Here is a 17,810-nt window from a genome sequence, read left to right on the forward strand (position 1 = left end):
TCGGAACGATCACTGCGCCCAGGCTTTCCAGTCGGCCTCGTGGGCGGCGATCCAGGCGGCGGCGACGTCTTCCGGCGTCTTGCCGCCGAGATCGATCTCGCCGCTCATCTTGTTGAGCTCGTCGGTGTCGACCGTGTAGGCCTTCGCCACCTTGTAGGCGACCGGCCATTTGTCCTTCATGCCGGCCCAGGAGTACTTCCAGATCTCGCCATGCGGCTTGCCGCAATCATATTTGGCGTCGGGGTTGGTGCCCCATTTCGGGTCGTTGTAGCACTCGGCCGTGTATTCGGGGAATTCAACCCATTCGCCCTTGTATTTGGCCGGCGCCCAATGCGGCGAATAGATCCACAGCATGATCGGCGCTTTGCGCTGATAGGCCGAGTCCAACTCGGCGAACATCGCCGCGTCGGTGCCGGCATGGATGACGGTGAAGGGCAGTTTCAGCGCTTCGACGCGCTCGTCGTCAAAGCCTTCCCATGTTACCGGGCCGCCGAGATAGCGCCCCTTCGGTGCGGTCTCCGCCGTCGAGAAGGCTTCGGCGCATTTCGGATCCTTCAGCGCTTCCCAGTTAGGCAGGCCGGGGCACTTCTCCTTCATGTATTCGGGAAACCACCATTCTTCCTTGGCCTTGGGGCCGAGCTTGCCCAGCCGTTCGGTCTGGCCTGTCGCATCGGAGGCCTTCATGGCCTCGCCGGCGGTCGTGTCCCAGAATTCCATGCCGACATCGAGATCGCCATTGGTGAGACCGGTGGTCAGGCTGGAGAGGTAGTCGGCGGTCGGATATTCGACGGTATAGCCGAGCTTTTCCAGGATGCCGCCGAGGATCTTGGCGTTGAGGTTGACGCTGGTCCAGTCGAACAGCGCGATCTTGATCGGATCGTTGGATTCCGGTGCGGCGGCTTGGGCGGAAGGTGTCAGCAGGCTTAATGTCGCGAGCGCGACGGCGCTCATCGAGAGTTTCGAGATCTGGCTGCGAAATGACATGCTTGTTCTCCTTCAAGCTGTGAAAATTATCGTTCGTTCCCTTCTTGCGGCTTTTTCTTGATTGTGTTGGAAAGACTGGTCTTTGCGCAAGACCGTCGGCGCCAAATTATTGCCCCGGCTTTGGCCAGTGCAGGCAAGATGGTGCTCAGTTCTGGTGATAATGGAACAGGATCGGAGTGTCGGCGTCATGACTGCCGACGGATCACTGAGGGAGCGGTCATCTGCGGATCGATTGCCAGTCCTGCGGCGCCCTGCAAGGTGCGAGCCATCAAGGTCGTATGATCTCGGCTACCCGCCTGGTAAGCCCCATCTCGCCAAGGCCGTTTCATAGGATGAAATTATATATACCAAGGTTCATGTCGCGCAACGACTAACGCTTCGCGAGACGTACAAATTCAGACTGCAGGCGAAGCTGAGCTCTTACCAGCAGACGTAGCCGCCATCGACAATCAGGTCGAGGCCGGTGACGAAGCTCGCTGCGCGGCTGGCGAGGAACACCGTCGGCCCGACCATTTCCTCCGGCGCCGCCATGCGCCCCATCGGCGTGTCGCGCTTGAAGATCTTCACCTCTTCCGCCACCTCTGGCCGCTTGTTCATCGGCGTCAGCGTGTAACCGGGACTAACCACATTGACGCGCAGGCCGCGATCGGCCCACTCCATGGCGAGGCTCCTGGACATGTGGATGACGGCGGCCTTCGAAGAGTTGTAGTGCGCCTGCGTCAGGCCGCGGTTGACGATGGTGCCCGACATCGAGGCGATGTTGATGATCGAGCCCTTGCCTCGCGCCAGCATCTTGCGCGCTTCGGCCTGACAGGACAGGAACACGCCGGCGACATTGACGTCGTGAACCTTCTGCCACGTCTCCAGCGGCATCGTCTCGGCGGGCTCGGAGCCGGCAATGCCGGCATTGTTGACGGCGACGGTGAGCGCACCGAGTTCGCTCTCGACGCGATCGATCGCCGTCGCGAGATCGCTCTGCGATGTCACTGTACCGGTCAGCACCAGCGCTTTGCGGCCGAGCGCCGTGATCCGGTGCGCGGTTTCGTCCAGCCCACCCTTCGATGCATGGCCGAAACAGGCGACGTCGGCGCCTGCCTCGGCCAGTCCGATCGCGATTGCCTGGCCGATGCCGCTGCCGGCGCCGGTGACCAGCGCGACATCGCCGTTCAGTTTGAAAAGATCCATCGAGTGCCCTCCCTGGCCCAGGGAGGGTATGCGCTGAGCCGTGCTTCGATCAAGCGCTCGCGCGCAAATGGCTCAAGCGGCGTCGATACTCAGAAATAACCGCTCGACGCGGCCGTGGCTTCCTTCGGGATTTCGACGCCATCGACCAGGATCTTGTCGACCAGTTCGTGGTGGAAGCAGACCAGCCCCTTGATGCGCTCCGCCTCGTGCACCGGCTCGGGATAATACCAGACCAGGTTCTCGTGACGCTTGGCCTTGGTCGTCACGTGATAATAGTTGGAGATGCCCTTGTAAGGACAGCGCGAAATGTAGCGGCTGGGCGCGAACATATCGAGCCGCGTGTCGGCGATCGGCAGATAGTGGCGCACCGGATGGCCGGTCTCGAACAGGAACACGCCGCGGCGTGAATCGGCGACCTGTTCGCCGTCGAGAATGACCTGCACGCGCCGCGACGACGGCAGGCAGTCGACCCGGCGGAACGGATCGCGGGCGTGGACGAAGATCTCCTCGTCCTCCTCGAACCAGTGTCCCATCTTACTCCAGGTGAACGACATGTAGTCGGATATCGGCGGACAGCCCTTGACCGGATCGAGATAGCGCCAGGCCGCGTCCTCGACCAGCGTGATGCCGGTGTTGAGTGAATAGTGGGTGGCTGTGCCCTTGAACGGGTCCTCTGTCGTCGTCTTGCTCGGCAGCAGGAATTCCTCGCGAACGTCGCCGATCGGGAAGTAGTAGACCGGCAGGTGATCGGATTCGTAGAACACCAAGGCATTGGTCGTATCGGCCACGGTCATCGATCCCACCTGCACACGCAGGCGCTTCTGCGTCGGCATGGTGAAGGCTATGTAGCCCGGCTCGAATTCATACTGCACGATGTTATCGAGCAGTGGAAAATGCGGCCCACGGCCGCGCAGATGGGGCTTGCGAATGGTAGTCTCCCGTTTTGTTTCTTTTGTCATCGGGCGTTGGGGCATGATCAGCTCAACGACACGCGGTCGAGCAGCAGGCCGGCCGCGATCGGCGGAAGGCCGCTGACATTCTTGCGCACCGGCACCAGCAGATCGGGGAAATAGCTGAAGATGACAGGCGTCTCGTCGAGCAGCAATTTCTGGATGTCGGAGGCGGCAGCGCGCTGCGCGCCGGCATCGAGCGCCTTGAGATAGCTGGTGACCATGCCATCATAGGCCGGGCTCTTGAAATGCGCCGCGTTCCAAGGGCCGTCGCTGACCAACGGGCTCTTGAGGAAGATGTTTGGCACGCTGCGATGCGCGTAGTCGGTGATGCCGAGCGGGCTGTCCAGCCAGTCCGACTGGCCGAACACCGCTTTGCCGTAATATTTGTCCTGGTCCTCGATGTTGAGCGAGATGCGCGCACCGATCTCCTTGGCGAAATTCTGGAACAATTGCGCATAGCCCGGAATGTCGGAATAGCGCAGCGTGGTCAGCGTGACGTCGAAGCCTTCGGCGAGACCCGCCGCCTCGAGCAACTGCTTGGCCTTGGCGATGTCCTGGACGCGTTGCGGCACCGACTTGTCGGTCGCCGGGAAGGCCGGCGCGAACGGGCTGTCATTGCCAGTCGCCGCCATGCCGCGGCACAAGCCGTCGACCAGCTTGGCGCGGTCGATGCACAGCGCCAGCGCCTGGCGCACGCGCTTGTCGGTGAAGGGGCCGGTGTCGCAGCGCATGTGCAACTGGCGGTGCGCGGTCGAAGCGACACGCAAGACGGTGATATCAGGACTGTTCAGCACGACCTGGCTGACATCGAGCGGGACGGCATCGAGAATGTCGACCTCGCCGGCCTGCAGCGCCAGGATGCGTGGCTGCACATCGCCGTAGAACTTGAATTCGAGCCGGTCGGGCAGCGCCTTCTCACCCCAATAGTCGGGGTTGCGGATGAAGGTCGCGCCGACCTTTGGCGTGTAGCTTTCCAACCGGAACGGTCCGGTGCCTTCGAACGTCTTTTCGTAATCGCCCTTGTAGCTCGCCGGCAAGATGACGGCGTTGTAATTGTCGATCGACACTGAATAGGGAAAGCTGCCATTCGGCGCATCGAGATGGAAGGCGACGGTGTGGTCGTCGACCTTCCGGGTGCCGCCCTTCGAAAGAAGGCCTTTGAACACCGAAAGCGCGTTGGAAGCGCCGTTGGGATCGGCCAGCCGGTCGAAGGTCGCGACGACGTCGTCGGCCTTGAAATCCTCGCCATTGTGGAATTTCACGCCCTTGCGCAGCTTGAAGGTCCACACGCTGCCATCCTCGTTCGGCGCCCAGCTCTCTGCCAGCACAGGCTTCAAAGTGAGGTCCGGCTGCGTGATGCAGAGAAACTCGGCGGTTTGGAAAACCAGCTGGTAGCTGCCGCTGTCATAGTAGGTGACGGGATCGATGGCGCCGCCCGGCGTCGCCACGCCGGCGCGCACCGTGCCGCCCGGCTTGCCCTCGGCGCGGGCCTGCTGGGTGCCGAGGCCGGCGGCCGCGACAAGGCTGCCCAGGAACGGCAAGGAAAGCCCAAGCACGCTGCCATGGCGCAGGAAGTCACGGCGGTCCATCCTGCCGGCCAGCAATTCGTCAACAGCGGAATTTTCGATTGCAGTGAGTGTTCTGCAAGCGTTGTCGATCATCCGGAAATGCTTGGGCATGGCTGGATTCCTCGCTTGTCTTGGGGTTCAGCCATCTAGTTCATTGTTGACTGCCGCCGGAAAGCGATATTTTTTGATAGGAGTCATCGAAATTTTCGATGCAGGAGGTGGGCATGGACACTGAGAATCTGCGCAGCTTTCTCGAAGTCGCCACCCATGGCAGCTTCACCGTCGCGGCCAGCCGGCTCAACCTCGCCCAGTCCACCGTCAGTGCGCGGATCAGGGGGCTGGAGGAGCAGTTGGGCCGCCGGCTTTTCGTGCGCGACCGCGATGGCGTCACGCTGACGCCGGCCGGCCGGCAGTTCCTGCCGCATGCCTCGTCGATCACCCGCACCTGGGAGCAATCGCGGCAGGACATCGCCGTTCCCGATGGTTACGAGACCTTGCTGCGGCTGACCGCGCCGGCCTATCTGTGGGACCGCATCACCTCGCCATGGGTCGAGTGGATGCGCGCCAGGCGGCCGAACGTGGCGCTGCGGCTGGAGGGCAGCTTTCCGGACTCGGCGATCGACCAGCTGGCGGAAGGCCTGCTCGACATCTGCATCCTCTATCTGCCGCGACCGCATCCCGGCATTGTCTACGAGACGCTGGCCGTCGATCAGGTCGTGCTCGTCCAGCACGCCGCACAGACCAAGCCATGGACCGAAAACTATATCCTGATGGACTGGGGGCTGGAGTTCCGCATCGAGCACGACCGCGCCTTTGCCGGCATGGTCAAGCCGGCGATTTCGGCCGGGCTGGTCTTCATCGGGCTTCAGCACGTGCAGTCGCAGCAGGCCGCCGCCTATCTGCCGCTCAGTGCCGTCAGCGGTCATATCGAGCGCGGCGAGATGCGGCGCATCGACAACGCTCCGGTATTCCAACGGCCGATCTACCTCGCCTATCCCTCGAATCCCGTGTCTTCGGATGTTCTGGATGTCGCGCTCACAGGCCTGCGCACGCTGGCCAGAGACTGGGCCGAAGGGCAGGGTTTTTCAGAAGGTGACCGTGCTCTCAGCATGGCCGGCCAGATCTGACCGGCCAAGCCACGCGAGCGAGAGCGCTATGCCGGCTCGGTCACGACCGCTCTCTGCAGCCTGGCCAGTTCGGCGTAAGGAATGTGGCAGCGGATCGAATGGCCGGGCTGGGCCTCGCCGAGTGGCGGCTCCTGCTGTTCGCAGATCGGGCCGATCTTGCGCGGGCAGCGCGTGTGGAACACGCAGCCCGAAGGCGGATTGGTGGCGCTGGGGATTTCGCCGTCGAGACGAATGCGTGCCGTCTCGGTCTGGTCGAGTTTGGGCACCGCCGACAAAAGCGCCTCGGTATAGGGGTGATGCGGTCCGGAAAAGACGTCTTCCGATGGCCCAAGTTCCATGATGCGGCCGAGATAGAGCACGGCGATCTTGTCGGAGAGGTAACGCACCACGGCAAGGTCGTGCGAGATGAAGATGTAGCTGACGTCTTCCTTCGACTGCAGGTCGGCGAGCAGATTGAGGATGGCAGCCTGCACCGAGACGTCGAGCGCCGAGGTCGGCTCGTCGCACACCACGATGCGCGGGTCGCCGGCGAAGGCGCGCGCGATGGCGACGCGCTGCTTCAGGCCGCCGGAGAGCTGGCGCGGCTTGACGGCAAGATGGCGGTCGGTGAGCCGGACCGAGCGGACAAGGTCATTGAGGCGCGACTCCAGCGCTTTGCCGGAGAGGCCGGCCAGCCGCTTCAGTGCCCGGCCGATCAGATGGCGAATCGAATGCGAGCGGTTGAGAGCCGAATCCGGATTCTGGAAGACGATCTGCATCGCCTTGATCTGGTCGTCGCTGCGGTTCTCCAGCCGAGGCGCCAGCGCCTTGTCCTCGAGTTCGATGGTGCCGCCTTCGTCGGGCGGTACCAGGCCGAGCAGCAGCCTGGCGAAGGTCGTCTTGCCGCTGCCGGACTCACCGACCAGCCCGAGCGTCTCGCCGGGCCGCAAATCGACCGAGACATCCTTGACGGCGCGCAGTGCGTGACCGTGGCTGGAATAGGTCTTGTTCAACCCGGCGACGCGCAGCACTGGTGCTGCCGCCGGCTTTGGGGCGGGCGCCACATCGCTCGGTGTCGCGCGCGGCAGCGCCTGCGCCTTGTCGTGATGGAAGCAGCGCGACAGCCGGCCGCCCAGATCATAGAGCGGCGGCAATTCGCTGCGGCAGCGATCGTCGGCGAGCGCGCAGCGATCGGCGAAGGCGCAGCCCTTGATGTCGGCCCCGATGCCGGGCAGGAAACCCGGAATGGTGTCGAGCCGGCCCTGATCCTTGCGTTGGCCGCCGCGCGGCAGGCAGCGCAGCAGCGCCACCGTGTAGGGGTGGCGCGGATCGTTGAACACGACCTCCGTTGGTCCTTCCTCGACCAGCATGCCGGCATAGAGCACGCCGACCCGGTCGCACATGTTGGAAACGACGGCGAGGTTGTGGCTGATGAACAGGATAGAGGCTGACAGTTCCTGCCTGAGCTGTGCGATCAGGTCGAGCACTTCGGCCTCCACCGTCGCATCGAGGCCGGTGGTGGGCTCGTCGAGGATCAGCATCGACGGATCGTTGGCCAGCGCCATGGCAATCGCCAAGCGTTGCTGCATGCCGCCGGAAAGCTGGTGCGGGTAGCGCTGCATGACACTTGTCGGGTCGGAGATGCGCACTCGGTTCAGCATCGCAATCGCCCGGTCAGTGGCCGCTCGTCCCGAAACGCCGCCGAGTTCAAAAATCTCGGTCAGCTGACGGCCGACGCGGATCGATGGGTTCAGCGCCTTGCCCGGGTCCTGATAGACCATGGAGACGCTTTCCGCGCGCGCCCGCCTGAGCGCTTCGGCGTCAAGTTTCATCACATTCTGGCCGTCGAGCGAGATCGCGCCGCCGGTGATCGAGCCATTTCTCGGCAGATAGCGCACGACGGTGAGCGCCACTGTCGACTTGCCGCAACCGGACTCGCCGACCAGCCCATAGGCTTCGCCCTGGCCGATGGTGAGGCTGAGGTTGCGCAGCACGGCGCGATTGCGGCCGGCGACGCGGTAGGCAACCGAAAGATCGGTGAGTTCGAGTGCGTTTTCGGCCTTGGCGGAGTTAGTCATTGAGCGCTCCGTGAACGCCGTCGGCCGCCAGATTGACGCCGATCACCAGCGAAGCGATGGCGAGCGCATCGAACAGCACCGTCCACCAGAAGCCGCCGCCGATCATGCCGTAATTGTTGGAGATCGACAGCCCCCAGTCGGGCGAGGGCGGCTGGATGCCAAAGCCCATGAAGGAGAGCGTGGCGACGGCGAAAATGGCATAGCCGAGCCGCACGGTGGTTTCGACCAGGATCGGCGGGATGACGTTGGGCAGGATCTCGACGAACATCGTATGCAGGGCACTTTCATGCCTGAGTTGTGCGGCGGCGACATAGTCGAGCTCGCGCTCGGCCAGCACCGCCGAGCGCACGGTGCGCGCGATGATCGGCGCGAAGCTCAGGCCGATGACGACGATGACCGTCGTCTTGGAGGTGCCGAGCGCAACGATGGCCAACAGCGCAACGATGACCACCGGGATCGCCATGAAGGCTTCGAGGATGCGGCTGACGACATCGTCGACGAGACCGCGAAAATAGCCGGTAAGGAGGCCAAGCGCCGTGCCGGCTACCGTCGCCAGCAAGGTTGCCAGCGGTGCGACGGTCAGGATGTCGCGCGAACCGACGATGACGCGCGAGAAGACGTCGCGGCCGATCTGGTCGGTGCCGAACCAGTGTTCGGAAGAGGGCGGCGCCAGCGCGTTGATGATGTCGTCGGCGAGCGGATCGTAAGGTGCGAAATGCTCGCCGAACAGCGCACAGGCAACCCAGAACAGCACGATGGCGAAACCGACAAGGAATGTGCGCGAGCGCAGCAGCGAGAAAAAGACCTCCGCCAGCGGGCTGCGCCGGCGCGTGTCGTCTGGTGTAGGAGAGCTGGTTTGGACGGCGCTCATTGATCTGACCCCAGACGGATACGCGGATTGAGCACGGAATAGAGGAAGTCGGCGACAAGGGTGGCCACGGCATAGACAATGCCGATGGTGAGGATGCCCGACTCCAGCATCGGGAAATCCTTGCCGCGCGCGGCGGTGAAGATCAGCGACCCGATGCCCTGGTAGCGAAACAGCGTTTCGATGACGACAAGGCCGCCGATGAGGTAGCCGGTCTGCGTCGCGATGACGGTGATGGTCGGCAGCAGCGCATTGCGCAGCACATGCCGCCAGATCACCGTGCGCCAGGGCAGGCCCTTCAGCACGGCCGTTCGCGTGTAGTCGGAATCGAGCGCCTCGATCATGCCGGAGCGTGCCATGCGGGCGATGTAGCCGAACAGCACCAGGAACAGCGGCAGCGAGGGCAGGATCAGGTAATAGAGCTGCGTGAAGAAGCCGGCGTCGCGCGGCCATGCGGCCGATATCGGCAGCCAGCGCAGCCAGACACCAAAGATCAGGATCAGGATGATGCCGGTGACGAATTCCGGCAGCACCGTCACCGACAGGCCGCCGAGACTGATGATGCGGTCGAGCGGGCGGTTGAGGTTGAGTGCGGCGACGACGCCGCCGAGGATGCCGATCGGCACCACCAGCACGAAGGCGACCGCCGCCAGCTTCATCGAATTGCCCAGCGCATCGATGACGAAAGGCGCGACCGGCGAGCGGAAGATGTAGGACGTACCCATGTCGCCCTGGACGAAGTTGGAGATCCAGCTCCAGTATTGCGTTAGCAGCGGGCGATCGACGCCGAGCGTGTGATTGAGCGCGTCGACCGCGCGCTGGTCGGCGAACGGGCCCAATATGGCGCGCCCGACATTGCCGGGCAGCACCTGGCCGCCCAGGAACACCATGATGCTGAGCAGGAACAGCGTGACGAGCGACAGCGAGACACGCCGGACAAGGAAGGAGAGAATGGCTAGGACTCCTTGTGGAGCCAGCCCCCATGCGGGAGCTGGCTGTTAGAGGATTGGCTTTCCCTTCCGTTCAGGCCTTCGATGCCTTATCGAGGAACAGCTGCGACATGGCGGTCGGCTGCACGCCGGCCACACCCTTCGCCGTCGCCGTGAGATAGTCATAGAAATAGCCGAAGATGACAGGCGTTTCTTCGAGCAGCAGCTTCTGGATCTTGCCGGCGTCGGCCTTCTGCGCCTCGAGATCGAGGGCCGCGATGTAGCTGGTCGCCAGCGCGTCATAGTCCTTGTTCTTGAAGTGTGCCGCGTTCCAGGTGCCTTCACTCTTCAGCGGTGCCGCGAGATAGACGTTCGGCACGCCGCGGTGGCCGTAGTCGGTGATACCCATCACCGAATCCAGCCAGTTCGACTTGCCGAACACTGCGTCTCCGTAATAGCCGCTCTGGTCGAGGATGTTGAGGTCGAGTTGGACGCCGATCTCCTTGACCCAGTTTTGGATCAGCTGGGCGTATTCAGGGATTTCCAGGTAGCGTTCGGTGGTCAGGGTTATCTTGAAGCCCTGGCCAAGGCCGGCTGCTTCCATGAGCTGCTTGGCCTGGGCGATATCCTGCTTGCGCTGCGGCACGCTCGTATCGGTCGAAGGGTAGACGGCGGCGAACGGGCTGTCATTGCCCAGAGCGGAGCGTCCCTTCATCAGGCCGGCGGCCAGCTTGTCGCGATCGAGGCAGAGCGCAATGGCACGGCGCACGCGCGCATCCTTCAACGGGCCCTCGTCGCAGCGCATGTGCAGTTGCTGATGGGCCGACGACTTCAGGCTGATGATGTCGACGTTCGGATCGTTGAGCAGAGCGACGCCGGCCAGCACGGGCATCTGGTTGATGATGTCGACCTGTCCGCCCTGCAGCGCCAGGATCTGCGGCTGCATATCGGTGAAGAAGGTGAATTCGGTGCGTTCCGGCAGTGCCTTCGGACCCCAATAATCCTCGTTGCGGACGAAGGAGGCGCCGACCTTTGCCGTGTATTTCTCAATTTTGAACGGCCCGGTGCCGTCGAAGCTCTTCTCGTAGTCGCCCTTGTAACTCGCCGGGATGATGACGGCGTTGTAGTTGTCGGACGACAGCATGTAGGGGAAGTTGCCGTTCGGCGCATCGAGGTGGAATTCCACCGTGTAGTCGTCGACCTTCTTGGAGGCGCCCTTCTGCAGGATGCCGTTGAACACCGACAGCGCGTTGGACGAGTTTGCCGGATCGGCAAGGCGGTCGATGCTGGCCACGACGTCGTCGGCCTTCATCTCCCCGCCGCTGTGGAATTTTACGCCCTTGCGCAGCTTGAAGGTCCAAACCGTGCCGTTGTCGTTCGGCTTCCAGCTCTCGGCCAGCGCCGGTTGCAGCACCAGGTCGGGGCCGTCGACACAAAGGAATTCCGCAACCTGCTGCATCACCAGCAGGCCGCCGGCGTCCGCAATGGTGACTGGGTCGATCGTTGCTGCCGGCACGCTGCTGGCGACACGGATGGTGGCGCCGGGTGCGCCTTGGGCACGCGCCAGCGACGGCATGCCGCCGAGGCCGGCGGCCATGCCGATACGGCCCAGCAGCGGCAGCGACAGGCCGAGCAGGCTGCCGTGACGGACGAAGTCGCGGCGGCTGACACGACCGTCGACAAGGCCGTCGATCAGGTGATTTTCAAGCGGCGTGCGATTGCGCCGGATCAGGTCGAGAATGCCAAAGTTCTTGCTCATGGGTTTTTACCCTTTCCCCTATTTCTTATGGTTGACGAAATTTCGTGGATTGCTCCATTTTTCGGCCGCCAGAGAGGTCTGTCGACCGAAACCTTAGCATGCGGTTTTGTCCGGTCCATCCAGTCGTGGCGTGGACGCGCCGGCTTCCTGGCTGCACTGCTCCATCGTCTTGTCCAACCTTCCTGACCGAAGTCGCGCGGTTGGCTTCTCGTCTCTTGGCCGCTGTCTGGCCGGCTGCCGCCGTCTAGTTCAGCGGCAAACGGCGATAGGTTCCGGGCTTTGCCGGGTCATGATACTTGTTGCACGGTCCTTTCTCGGTAAAGTCTCTGTGACAGGCAGCGAGGTTTTCGCGCGACAAGGTGACGCCGAGACCAGGACCTTCCGGAACGCGCACGAAATTGTTTCTCGGCGAAAACGGCCCTTCCTCGGTGACATCCATCGGCAGCATGCGAAACAGCGACTGGTTCGGCTCCCTGATCCAGCCAAGTGCCGCGCACAGGTGCAGATAGGCGGCACTGCCGATGCCGCTGTCGCCGCTGTAGCACCAGAAATCGATGCCGGCGTGCTCGCAGGCGCCAACGAAGCGCAGTAGCCGGCCGATGCCGCCATGCGTCGTCGGGTTGCCGACGAACGCGTCCGGAACCTTGGTTTCCATGGCGCGCGCAATGTCGATGTTGTGGGTCGAGAACGGGATCGAGCAATGGCGCCGCAATTCGCGCATCTCCTCGATGGTCGCCACCGGATCCTCCCAGTTGCGCACGCCCAACTCTTCCAGCGGGCGCGCCAGCCGCCGCGCGGTGCTGAGTGAATAAGCCTGGTTGGAATCGATACGGATCATCGCATCGTCGCCGAGTTTCTTGCGGATCAGCTCGACCATCCTGAGCGAGACTTTCGGATCTTCGGTCGAGAACTTGCCTTCGAAGAAGGTCGTTCCATGCGTCTCGTGCAATTCGACGCAATAATCGGCGACTTCTTCCGGCGTCGTCTCGCCCTTCACCTTTGGTCCATCACCGCGCAGCGAAAAATAGTCGGTGAACGGGATATCCTTGCGCACAGCGCCGCCAAGCAACTGGTAGAGCGGTTGGTTCCACGCCTTGCCGCGCAGGTCCCACAACGCCATCTCGATGGCGCCGAAGGCCATGATGCGGGTGCGGTCGTTGATCGACTGCACGCCGGTCCAAAAGGGCAGGCAGACATGCTCGGCGCCGGCGATGTCGAAGGCATCGCGGCCGACCAGCCGTGGCGCCAGGACATCGTTGATAATCGCGGCCGCCGCTGGCGTCGGCGCTTCGCCGAGGCTAATCAAGCCATCCTCGGTCTCGACTTCAACAATGGTCGGCGAAAATCCGTCGAGTTCGCCGAACACCCAGGCATAGGGTGCTTCGAGGCGCAGATTGATCGGCGTGGCTTTGATGCTGCGGATCTTCATCTCAGCGGCCGACCTCGAAGAAAGGCTTGCCCAGCAGGTCGGGAACGACGTCGATGCCGAGGCCCGGTCCGTCCGGAATGCCCATGCGGCTGCCGGTGACCGGCGGCATGTTCGACGCCGTGCGCACCGTCACCCATTCATGGAAGGCGATGGCATGCAGCCGGCGCTCTTCCGGCGTCGACAGCGACAGATGCGCCATGGCCGCGGTGTCGATCTCGGCGCCGCCCGTGTCCTCGACCGTGATCATGAAGCCGAGGTCGACGGCAACGTCGCGGATCTGGCGCGTCTTCGTCACGCCGCCAAGGCGCGAGATCTTCAGGGTCAGCCCGTCGGCCGCACCCAGGCGATGAATTTCCAGCATCGCCTCGAGCGAGGTGACGGATTCGTCGAGCACCATCGGTTTGTCGAGCATGCGGCGCACCGACATGTTCTCGTCGATCGTGGTGCAGGGCTGCTCGAACGTGTAGTCGATGGCGCGCGTGGCGTCGGCGAACTGGCGCGCCTGATAGGGCGTCCAGCCGGCATTGGCGTCGCAGAAGATGACCGTGCCTTTCGGCACCGAGGCGGCGACCGCGGTGACACGCTCGATGTCGTCATGCACATTGCCGCCGACCTTGACCTGTAGCCGGTGGAAGCCGTCCTTGACGATGCGCTTGGCCAGCGCGGCCATGGCGTCGACGCTGCCGTGCGTGACGACCTTGTAGAGTTCTGCGGTGTCGCTTTCCTTGCCGCCGAGCAGCGTTACCAGCGGCACGTCGGCGGCGCGCCCCGCCAGATCCCAGCAGGCCATGTCGAGCGCCGACTTGATGTAGGGATGACCCTTGAACACCGTGTCCATCAGCCGGCCGATGTTGGCTAGTCCGCGCGGATCATGGCCGATCAGATGCGGCGCGATCTCGACCACGCCGGCGCGAACGCCGGCCGGGAAGGCTGCCGAGTAAAAATTGCCGAGCGGCGCCATCTCGCCCCAGCCGGTGATACCGCTGTCTGATGCAATGGACACGATCACCGCGTCGAAAGCGTCGGCCTCGCGCCCCTTCGACATGCGGTATGGCCCGTCCACGAAGGGCTGCACGACATGGTAGGCCTTGATGGTTTCGATCTGCACGTGTCTTGTCCGCTGTCTGTGATGGTGGGGAACGGGTCAGGCGCCCCTCGACGGGCGTTGTTCGAGGCCGCGCGCATAGGCAAGCAACTCCTCGAAATCGAGATCGATGTGCTCCCTGGCATGGCGCTGGGCTGCACGCATGTCCTTGCCCTTCAGCAACCGCACATAGGTTTCGTGAACGTCTTCGGCCGGCACCGGCTCATTGCGGGCATGCTGGTGGAGCGCAAAATACATCTGCAGCCGGCTGGTCAGCCGCTGCCAGGTTTCCAGCAGCACCGAATTGTCGGCCCATTCGTAGATCAGGCCATGCAGTTGCAGCGCGGTTTCGATTTGGCGTGTCGTGTCCAACGCACGGGTCGCCTGCTTCACGGCTTCGTGACGCCGGTCGAGCTCGTCGAAGAAGCGCTGGTCGCGCAGCGGCCACGCCCGCTCGATGGCCAGCTCGTCCATCACCTTGTTGAACGAATAGGCATCGTCGATGTCCTTGGCTGTGACCTCGATGACGAAGGTGCCGGCATAGGGGATGCTGGTCAGGATGCCTTCCTGGACCAGTTCGCGCATTGCCTCGCGCAACGGCGCGCGGCTGACCCGCATCTGTTCGGAAATCCGCAGCTCGTTGAGCTTCTGGCCGGGTGCGAGCTGCCCGGTCAGGATCGCACGCCGCAACAGCGCGACGATCTCGGCGCGTCGCGTCGTGTCCGCAATCGGACTGAAATCCGCTTTCGCCATTCGGCCACTCCCAGGGAAATCGAAAGCAAGACAAGCAGATTGTCGACAATCTAACAAGAGGTCATCTTCGGATTCTTGGGGGCCGTTGGCATGTCGGCCTTTCGGTCTCAGGCGGCACGGCCGTAGAAGCCGACCCGCTCCTCGGGGCTGAACACCACGCCGGGCTTTTCATAGTAGGAAAACACCGCGATCATGCGCTCGCGCTCGCCTTCGACCGTGGTGACGCGATGCGCGGTGTTTTTGCCGCGGAAGACATTCAGCGTGCCGGGCTTCATGCGCAGGATCTTTGCATCGGGATCGCGCCCGTCCAGCAGCCTTGCGACGCCGTCATAGTTGGGATTGCCGTCAGATCGCAGATCGGTGCGGTATTCGAGGTCGCCGCCGTATTCCGCTGCCTGCAGCAGCAGCGTCGTCGTGAATTCGGAGCGATCGAAATGCCAGTTCAAAGCCTCGCCGGCGCGATAGGCCATGACATTGGTTCGCGCCAACGGATCCTGCATGACATGCAGCCTGGTCTTGCCCATCGTCGCCGCCAGGAAGCGCAGCAGCGGTTCGTATTCGTAGATGGCGAGCACGACGCTGGCCGGAATCTGGTCGGCACAGACGGTGTGGCTGATGGTCTCCACCTTGCGCAGCGCCGGATGGTCGGGTGCAAGCTCGGGAATGTCAGGCTTGAAGTAGATGTTGTGCATCCGCTTGTGCACATGCGAGCGCGCGGCCATCACCGGCTGGATTTCGCGCACGGCTTGTTCCGCCACGCCGGGGCGCAAAAACCCTTCCAGATTGAACATGCCGTCGGCTTCGAGCGCGGCGACGGATTGTTCGACAAGGCGCTGCCATTCGGCGCTGCCTTCGCGGTCGAGCGGATAGCGGTCGAGATCGAGGATGTCTTTCATCGTCATGGCTCCGAAGGTTTCGAGCCTATGAGACGGCAAAAAAATCTTTCTCTCAACGTCGAAAATAATTAGGATTGAGCAAGAAAAACTTATGGATCTGTTGTGGAACGGTTGCCGCCGCTGAATGCGATCAAGGCTTTTGAAGTTGCCGCCCGTGCCGGCAGCTTCACCTTGGCCGCTTCTGAACTCGGCGTGTCCTCTGCAGCGGTCAGCCAGCAGATACGCAATCTTGAGAACTGGTTCGGCAAGCAATTGTTCGTGCGCACCGGCAACCGCATCGCGCTCACCGATGCCGGCCACGCTATCTATCCGCAGACCGCGAAGGCTTTGGGAGACATCGCCGCTATAGGCCAGCGTATGCTGGAGGGCGGGATGCGGACGCGCCTGGTCGTCAGCGTGCCGTTCTCGCTGGCCGAACTGTGGCTGGCGCCGAGGCTGGCGGTACTTCTCGATGCCTTTCCGCAGATGGCGATCGACGTTCGGGTCGAGGACGATCCGGTCGACCTGATGCGCCAGAACATCGACCTGCGCATCAGCTATGGCGATTATCACTATCCCGGATTGAAACTCGTCCGTCTCGTCCATGACGACGTCCTGCCTGTCTGCGCACCGGAATTCTGGCACCGGCACGGCAATGGCGATACCAGTCTGGCGGATTTGCACGAGAGCCAGTTCATCCACACCAATTGGGGGCCGAACTATGCCTCGCACCCGACCTGGGCTGACTGGTTTGCGGCCTCCGGCGGCAGCCGCTCACCCGACCCGTCGCACGGGCGGCGCGTCGGCCTGTCCAGCCTTGCGATCGCCTCGGCAAGGCTGGGCCTGGGCATCGCGCTTGGCCAGCGGGTCATGGCGCGCGCCGATCTGGAGGCCGGTCGGCTGATTGCGCTCTCCTCCGTCTCCGTGCGCCTCGGGCATCCCTACTGTGCATTCATGCCGGTGGCCAAGGCCGACCGCGCCGATGTTGCCGGTCTGGTGGAACTGCTCAGTCGAGCGGCGCCCGCGACCTGTGGGAAGGTCGGGGCGCCGCGCTGAAGCCGGGTCCTGACGGGGGTGTTCAGGTGGCCGGCTTTTCCGGTATCGGCGATACAGGCGCTCCGGGTCCGATCTTCTGCAGATTGCCCGTGATCACCTGGTCGCCCTCGGCGACGCCGCTGAGGATGGCGACCTGACCGCCGCTCGTCGGTCCGAGCGAAACCAGCCGCTGGTCGACCGTGTTGTCCTTGCCGACGACATAGAGATATTTGCCGAGCTGGCTCGAGCCCAGCGCCGTCTGCGGCACCATCAGCGCGTCGGCCTGCTCTCTCACATGCAGCCGGACACGAACATATTGGCCGGGCAGCAGCGTGAACTTGCCGTTACCGATCGTTGCGCGCGCCGTGATCGTGCCGGTCGAGCGGTCGACCGAATTGTCGATGAAGGTAAGCTCGCCCTTCTGGCTGGCCTCGGTCTGGCCGGGGAGCAGCACCTCCACTTCGATCGGGCCGTTCGCGCGGGCTTGCTCGATCTCGGCCAGATCCGTCTCGCTCGGGTTGAAGGTGACATAGATCGGATCGAGTTGCACCAGCGTGTTGAGCACGGTGCCGGCAACGCTGACCAGCGTTCCGACCGAAGCCTGGTTGCGGCCGAGACGCCCGCCAAACGGCGCCCGGATTTCAGCGTAGCTCAAATTGAGCTCTGCCGTGCGGACCGCCGCCTGATTGACCGCCAGCGACGCCTGTGCCTCGCGCAAGGTGCTGGTGCGCTGGTCGAAGCCGTCCTTGGCGAGGTAGCCGCTCTTGGCGAGCTCGGTGCCGCGACCGAGGTTGGAGCGGGCATAGTCGAGCGTCGCCGTATCGCGCTGCACTTGCGCCTTGGCCTGGTCGAGAGCCGCCTGGAAGTCGTCAGGCGAGATCTTGTAGAGAAGATCGCCTTGCCGGACGTCGACGCCGTCGGCTGCGGTCTGCTCCTGCAGATAGCCCGGAATCCTGGCCTGCAAGGTGATGCTGCGGATCGGTTCCGTCCGCGCGGCATAGTCCAGGTAGATCGGGATCGTCTTCTTGACGACACTAACCACCGGCACCGGCATGACGAATGCCGCCGGAGCAGGCGTCGCCGCGGCCGTGCCGGCATTGAGGCTGAGGTTGCCCATGTCGAGCAGGTGGACGCTGGCCACCGAGATCGCTCCCAGCGCGACGGCCGTTCCCAACGCGATTTTCCATTTACGCATGATCAGTCT

15 protein-coding genes are annotated in these 17,810 nt (G+C 63.3%); 2 read left to right on the top strand and 13 right to left on the bottom strand.

The annotated features are described in order from the left end of the window. Positions 1-9: 9 nt before the first annotated feature. From NP503_RS05040 to NP503_RS05055, 4 genes are all read right to left on the bottom strand, one after another. Entirely contained in the window at positions 10-984 is a 975-nt protein-coding gene (locus NP503_RS05040; protein WP_127270272.1) for an ABC transporter substrate-binding protein, read from the bottom strand. A gap of 420 nt (positions 985-1,404) precedes the next feature. Continuing rightward, the gene (locus NP503_RS05045) at positions 1,405-2,169 is read right to left on the bottom strand and encodes an SDR family oxidoreductase (RefSeq protein WP_127270269.1); all 765 of its coding nucleotides are present in this window, start codon (positions 2,167-2,169) and stop codon (positions 1,405-1,407) included. A gap of 89 nt (positions 2,170-2,258) precedes the next feature. Then, positions 2,259-3,128, bottom strand: coding sequence for a DUF427 domain-containing protein (locus tag NP503_RS05050; protein ID WP_127270266.1), 870 nt, complete (start codon positions 3,126-3,128; stop codon positions 2,259-2,261). 17 nt (positions 3,129-3,145) lie between these two features. After that, positions 3,146-4,801, bottom strand: coding sequence for an ABC transporter substrate-binding protein (locus NP503_RS05055; protein ID WP_127270263.1), 1,656 nt, complete (start codon positions 4,799-4,801; stop codon positions 3,146-3,148). 113 nt (positions 4,802-4,914) lie between these two features. Between NP503_RS05055 and NP503_RS05060 the strand changes: the two genes are divergently transcribed. Beyond that, positions 4,915-5,817 carry a LysR family transcriptional regulator gene (locus tag NP503_RS05060; protein ID WP_127270260.1) on the top strand — a complete coding sequence of 301 codons (903 nt, stop codon included), beginning with the start codon at positions 4,915-4,917 and terminating at the stop codon, positions 5,815-5,817. A gap of 26 nt (positions 5,818-5,843) precedes the next feature. On the opposite strand, the gene NP503_RS05065 is transcribed toward NP503_RS05060, so the two are convergent. The 8 genes from NP503_RS05065 to NP503_RS05100 all read right to left on the bottom strand — a co-directional run bounded on the left by NP503_RS05065 (position 5,844) and on the right by NP503_RS05100 (position 15,592). Next, entirely contained in the window at positions 5,844-7,874 is a 2,031-nt protein-coding gene (locus NP503_RS05065) for an ABC transporter ATP-binding protein (RefSeq protein WP_127270258.1), read from the bottom strand. Beyond that, positions 7,867-8,745 (bottom strand): ABC transporter permease, encoded by an 879-nt coding sequence (locus NP503_RS05070; RefSeq protein ID WP_127270255.1) that lies wholly within the window; start codon positions 8,743-8,745, stop codon positions 7,867-7,869. Before NP503_RS05070 ends, NP503_RS05065 begins: the two co-directional genes overlap by 8 nt. Next, positions 8,742-9,695, bottom strand: coding sequence for an ABC transporter permease (locus NP503_RS05075; protein WP_127270253.1), 954 nt, complete (start codon positions 9,693-9,695; stop codon positions 8,742-8,744). The genes NP503_RS05070 and NP503_RS05075 overlap by 4 nt, the downstream gene beginning before the upstream one ends. Positions 9,696-9,765: 70 nt before the next feature. After that, complete coding sequence (locus tag NP503_RS05080; protein WP_127270250.1) at positions 9,766-11,430, bottom strand: ABC transporter substrate-binding protein; 1,665 nt, start codon at positions 11,428-11,430, stop codon at positions 9,766-9,768. Positions 11,431-11,674: 244 nt separating this feature from the next. Further along, on the bottom strand, positions 11,675-12,859 hold the full coding sequence (locus NP503_RS05085; RefSeq protein ID WP_127270247.1) for a mandelate racemase/muconate lactonizing enzyme family protein: 1,185 nt from the start codon (positions 12,857-12,859) through the stop codon (positions 11,675-11,677). A 1-nt stretch (position 12,860) separates the two neighbouring features. Then, positions 12,861-13,967, bottom strand: coding sequence for a mandelate racemase/muconate lactonizing enzyme family protein (locus NP503_RS05090; RefSeq protein WP_127268582.1), 1,107 nt, complete (start codon positions 13,965-13,967; stop codon positions 12,861-12,863). Between the two features lie 36 nt (positions 13,968-14,003). Beyond that, on the bottom strand, positions 14,004-14,696 hold the full coding sequence (locus NP503_RS05095) for a GntR family transcriptional regulator (RefSeq protein ID WP_023808713.1): 693 nt from the start codon (positions 14,694-14,696) through the stop codon (positions 14,004-14,006). 107 nt (positions 14,697-14,803) lie between these two features. After that, positions 14,804-15,592, bottom strand: a complete 789-nt coding sequence (locus NP503_RS05100; RefSeq protein WP_127268583.1) for a 2OG-Fe(II) oxygenase — start codon at positions 15,590-15,592, stop codon at positions 14,804-14,806. A gap of 102 nt (positions 15,593-15,694) precedes the next feature. On the opposite strand from NP503_RS05100, the gene NP503_RS05105 reads away from it, so the two are divergent. Continuing rightward, positions 15,695-16,627 (top strand): LysR substrate-binding domain-containing protein, encoded by a 933-nt coding sequence (locus tag NP503_RS05105; protein ID WP_127268584.1) that lies wholly within the window; start codon positions 15,695-15,697, stop codon positions 16,625-16,627. A 22-nt stretch (positions 16,628-16,649) separates the two neighbouring features. Here NP503_RS05105 and NP503_RS05110 read toward each other — a convergent pair whose 3' ends face one another. After that, positions 16,650-17,801, bottom strand: a complete 1,152-nt coding sequence (locus NP503_RS05110; RefSeq protein WP_127268585.1) for an efflux RND transporter periplasmic adaptor subunit — start codon at positions 17,799-17,801, stop codon at positions 16,650-16,652. Positions 17,802-17,810: the final 9 nt, after the last annotated feature.

The sequence above is a fragment of the Mesorhizobium sp. SEMIA396 genome (assembly GCF_024518615.1).
In the GTDB taxonomy this organism is placed as follows: domain Bacteria; phylum Pseudomonadota; class Alphaproteobacteria; order Rhizobiales; family Rhizobiaceae; genus Mesorhizobium.

Excerpts from the sequence above, each read along its gene's own strand:
- NP503_RS05040 (WP_127270272.1), bottom strand. The coding sequence starts at position 984 with ATGTCATTTCGCAGCCAGATCTCGAAACTCTCGATGAGCGCCGTCGCG.
- NP503_RS05045 (WP_127270269.1), bottom strand. The coding sequence starts at position 2,169 with ATGGATCTTTTCAAACTGAACGGCGATGTCGCGCTGGTCACCGGCGCC.
- NP503_RS05050 (WP_127270266.1), bottom strand. The coding sequence starts at position 3,128 with ATGACAAAAGAAACAAAACGGGAGACTACCATTCGCAAGCCCCATCTG.
- NP503_RS05055 (WP_127270263.1), bottom strand. The coding sequence starts at position 4,801 with ATGCCCAAGCATTTCCGGATGATCGACAACGCTTGCAGAACACTCACT.
- NP503_RS05060 (WP_127270260.1), top strand. The coding sequence starts at position 4,915 with ATGGACACTGAGAATCTGCGCAGCTTTCTCGAAGTCGCCACCCATGGC.
- NP503_RS05065 (WP_127270258.1), bottom strand. The coding sequence starts at position 7,874 with ATGACTAACTCCGCCAAGGCCGAAAACGCACTCGAACTCACCGATCTT.
- NP503_RS05070 (WP_127270255.1), bottom strand. The coding sequence starts at position 8,745 with ATGAGCGCCGTCCAAACCAGCTCTCCTACACCAGACGACACGCGCCGG.
- NP503_RS05080 (WP_127270250.1), bottom strand. The coding sequence starts at position 11,430 with ATGAGCAAGAACTTTGGCATTCTCGACCTGATCCGGCGCAATCGCACG.
- NP503_RS05085 (WP_127270247.1), bottom strand. The coding sequence starts at position 12,859 with ATGAAGATCCGCAGCATCAAAGCCACGCCGATCAATCTGCGCCTCGAA.
- NP503_RS05095 (WP_023808713.1), bottom strand. The coding sequence starts at position 14,696 with ATGGCGAAAGCGGATTTCAGTCCGATTGCGGACACGACGCGACGCGCC.
- NP503_RS05100 (WP_127268583.1), bottom strand. The coding sequence starts at position 15,592 with ATGAAAGACATCCTCGATCTCGACCGCTATCCGCTCGACCGCGAAGGC.
- NP503_RS05110 (WP_127268585.1), bottom strand. The coding sequence starts at position 17,801 with ATGCGTAAATGGAAAATCGCGTTGGGAACGGCCGTCGCGCTGGGAGCG.